The organism is Pseudomonas sp. BJa3, assembly GCF_026343815.1.
GTDB lineage: Bacteria > Pseudomonadota > Gammaproteobacteria > Pseudomonadales > Pseudomonadaceae > Aquipseudomonas > Aquipseudomonas soli.
Genome location: NZ_JAOXMC010000065.1, coordinates 1 through 390 on the forward strand (window position 1 = coordinate 1; position 390 = coordinate 390).

The following is a 390-nucleotide window of genomic DNA, read 5'->3' on the forward strand; positions in this document are numbered from 1 at the left end:
TTCGGTGCGCGTGCCCGACACGACGACCTCGTCGAGGTCGGTGGCGTCCTGCGCGTGCGCGGCGAACGGCAGCGCCATCGCGACCGCGAGGGCCAGCAGGGAAGGGGAGGAAAGGGTACGGCGCTGCATCGGAACAACTCCATCGCGCGCCCCGCGCGCATTCTTCGGCGTGGAGTCGCGATGGAAAGGGAAGCGGAGCGGACTGCGCAGGCGAGCGGCGCGGCACGCCGCGACGCCCTCCGCATCGCAACCAGTGGACTTCCAGGCCGGTCTCCGGGCTTGCGAACGAGTGCAGGACACTCCGCCGTGGCGCCTTCCCATGCGTGTTGGACGCACAGTGGCCGATGCCGCGGCTGTCTTCGCCTACCGTTGCGGGGGCAGCGCCGGAAT

1 riboswitch is annotated in these 390 nt (G+C 70.8%).

Features of this window, described 5'->3' with window-relative positions:
• Nucleotides 1–246: 246 nt before the first annotated feature.
• Nucleotides 247–390: riboswitch (cobalamin riboswitch) on the reverse strand. This riboswitch is flagged as partial in the annotation.